This is a genomic window from uncultured Oceanisphaera sp. (assembly GCF_947495715.1).
Classification (GTDB): Bacteria; Pseudomonadota; Gammaproteobacteria; order Enterobacterales; family Aeromonadaceae; genus Oceanimonas; species Oceanimonas sediminis.
In genome coordinates, this window is sequence record NZ_CANLZU010000059.1 from 1 (window position 1) to 419 (window position 419).

Sequence of the window (419 nt, forward strand, 5' to 3'; positions counted from 1 at the left end):
CAGGGCGACGACGTGTATCAGGACGGGGATACCTTCAGCGTGAGCGTCAGTGACGCCGGCGCACACAACTTCGAGCAACTGACCACCGGTGACGCCACGGTCACCGTCACAGACACCGAGAGCCCGGTAACCGCCGAGCTGGCGGTGGATCGCAACACGGCGACCGAAGGGGACGGCAGCCTGACCTACACCGTGATCCTGAAGGACGCGGACGGTAAGCCGGTGATCGCCAACAACGCGATCACCGTGACCACCACGTTGGGCGAGGTGACCATCGCCGCCGGCGCGAGCAGCGGTACCCTGACGGTGGCAGTGCAGGGCGATGACGTCTATGTGGACGGCGGGTCCGTCAGCAATGCCATCACCGGCATCAGCGAAGCCAATGCGGGCAACGCGAACAGCCTGGAGAGCCTGAGCTT

Annotated in this window: 1 protein-coding gene; it reads left to right on the forward strand. The window is 65.2% G+C overall.

The features are described 5' to 3' along the window. The coding region (locus Q0753_RS16570) for an immunoglobulin-like domain-containing protein (protein WP_298723736.1) at positions 1–419 on the forward strand (419 nt) is incomplete at both ends.